The sequence below is a fragment of the Okeania sp. genome (assembly GCF_983059655.1).
The window spans coordinates 1-2,638 of the sequence record NZ_CEZPJD010000282.1 but is presented as its reverse complement, the minus strand read 5'-3'; the positions used below and the strand labels follow the sequence as shown (position 1 = coordinate 2,638).

The following is a 2,638-nucleotide window of genomic DNA, read 5'->3' as shown; positions in this document are numbered from 1 at the left end:
CAACTCCGAGTGCTTCACAGAATGAAATGACTATTGCGACATTCGCAACAGAAGTAGAAGGAACATCTCCAACTCCGAGTGCTTCACAGAATGAAATGACTATTGCGACATTCGCAACAGAAGTAGAAGGAACATCTCCAACTCCGAGTGCTTCACAGAATGAAATGACTATTGCGGCATCCGCAACAGAAGTAGAAGGAACATCTCCAACTCTGAGTGCTTCACACAATGAAATGACTATTGCGGCATCCGCAACAGAAGAAGTAGAACAAATCATTGAGTCATAAACTTAAGGAAAGGTTAGACAGTTCAAAAGTTTAAAACTCAGACAAAGTAAAACTTTTCCTTCTTCCTTGTTCCTTGTTCCTTCTGCGATAAAGTGTTGATATCTATCAACTTTGACCCAGATATTAGGAAAATTGTCAGTAGCAGAATTTAACAAAAAAAAATTTATAGACAGCTTGTCAAATATTCAAGGAGTTTCAGACAAATTCACCGCCTCAACATTCGCCAATCTCCATATTTTTGTGAGCCTCCCCTCAACAAATCAAACTCTTTGGCAGTTAATCGACTCCGGAAACCCATCAAGCATTGTCATTGCCAGCCAACAAACAGCAGGACGTGGTCAATGGGGAAGAAATTGGCAGTCAACTGTCGGTGGCCTATATCTGTCAATAGTGATCGCTAAGAGCAATACCATCGCTCCTAATATCTCTATATCTCAAACTCCTCAACTAACTTTATCCAGTGCTTGGGGTATAGCCTCTAGTTTGAGGAATTATGGTGTACCAGTTCAAGTCAAGTGGCCCAACGACTTGATTTTAGAACACAAAAAATTAGGAGGAATTTTAACAGAGACTAGGATACACAAGAAAAAAATTTCTCAAGCAGTCATTGGCGTAGGAATTAATTGGGCTAATTCTGTACCAGACACAGGAATTAATTTGCAGAGCTATTATAGGAAACAGTCAAAATCGGAAATATTCTCTTTAGAAATGTTAGCTGCTATAGTCTTTCATGGACTAGATTCTGGCATTAAACAACTTTTAGAGTCAGGAATAGAAAGTATCTTACCTTCCTATCAGCAACTGCTAATAAATATTGGGCAGCAAGTAGTAGTAGAAGATCGTATTGGCACAATTGTGGGAGTAACGACTAATGGGGAATTACGGGTCAAGTTTAACCAAGACTCAGCTAGTCTGCTAAGTCAGCCTCAAATATCTTCCTCAGAAATTTTCTTAAAACCCGGTACAATCAATCTAGGTTATGGCCAACCGCTGCTTGGAAGTTAGGAGTGAGGGAATAGGGGAGTAGGGGAGTAAGGGGAGTGGGGGAGTAGGGGAGTGGGGGAGAAGTAAAAATCAGAATAATTATAATTAATAGTTTTGTAGAATGGGCATCTTGCCCGTTCCTGTTCCCCGTTCCTGATTAAACTGTTTAATAGACATCTCCAAAATAAAAAATAAAATCAATTATCGTATAGAAATTATCAATTATTTCTTCCTATTCCCTATTCCCTATTCCCTCTTTTCTGGAGATGTCTAATTGTCAATTCAAAATAATAAATAAGTATAGTGTGAGGAAATGATGGTATCAGAGAACCAAAACCTGTCAGTAGAGTCTAAAACTGAACTACAGGAAACAACCAAAAAGCAAAACCAAAATATTATTCAGACCAAACTTCTAACTCATAAATCTCTTATGCAGCTTGGTTGTTGTCTAGCAAGTTTAGGAATGCTGAGTAGAGGAATAGTTTTAGCCGAGGCAGTTTTAGAAATAGAAGTATATGACTATGAGCCATCATATCAACCTGCTCCAGTAGATAACTATTATCCCCAAACATCCTATTCGGAACCATCCTATTCACCAGAACCATATTATTCGGAACCCTACTACGAACCAGCACCATCCTATTCACCAGAGCCATATTATTCAGAACCCTACTACGAACCCGAACCTTATTATTCTGCTTCACCAAGTTATTCGGAACCATACTATTACGAACCAGAACCGGAACCATATTATTCCCAACCAGCACCGAGTTACTACGAACCCGAACCTTATTATTATTCTCAACCAGCGCCAAGTTATTACGAACCCGAACCATATTATTCCCAACCAGCACCGAGCTATTACGAACCCGAACCTTATTATTATTCCCAACCCGAACCAGAACCCGAACCCGAACCAGACAGTGGTATTTATCTGCCGAAAAATTTGTATGTCGCACCTCCGACAAATACAGCACTCAACCTATCAAAACAAGCAAAAGGTCAGGAGTTACCACCTCTAACATTACCAATACCTGAAAAACTTTATTATTATGACGGTTCGACTAACGCTTATATAGATAATACAGAATACAAAACTGGCGCAACAGAAAGTTATGAAGCACCAAGTACAGTAGTTTTCTCCGAACGTTCCACAGATAATATCGCCGAATATCCAACAAATAATAAAAATTGGAGTGCTGTCGCCGAAAATAATAATTGGAGCGCCCCTACTCAGACTAATAACTGGAGTTCTACAACTGCAACAAATAATTGGAGCGCTCCTGCTCAAACAGCATCCAACAATTCATGGAGTGGGGAAACTCAACAAAGTTACTATTCTCAAAATAACTATCAAGACTCATCCT

Annotated in this window: 2 protein-coding genes and 1 pseudogene; all 3 read left to right on the top strand. The window is 39.3% G+C overall.

The window, feature by feature from the left end:
• Positions 1-287: hypothetical protein (locus AC3DU7_RS16515; RefSeq protein ID WP_488040419.1), on the top strand; the 287-nt coding region annotated here is incomplete at its 5' end.
• A gap of 111 nt (positions 288-398) precedes the next feature.
• The gene (locus AC3DU7_RS16510; RefSeq protein ID WP_488040418.1) at positions 399-1,292 is read left to right on the top strand and encodes a biotin--[acetyl-CoA-carboxylase] ligase; all 894 of its coding nucleotides are present in this window, start codon (positions 399-401) and stop codon (positions 1,290-1,292) included.
• Positions 1,293-1,584: 292 nt separating this feature from the next.
• A pseudogene (locus AC3DU7_RS16505) lies at positions 1,585-2,638 on the top strand (hypothetical protein); the annotation flags it as partial.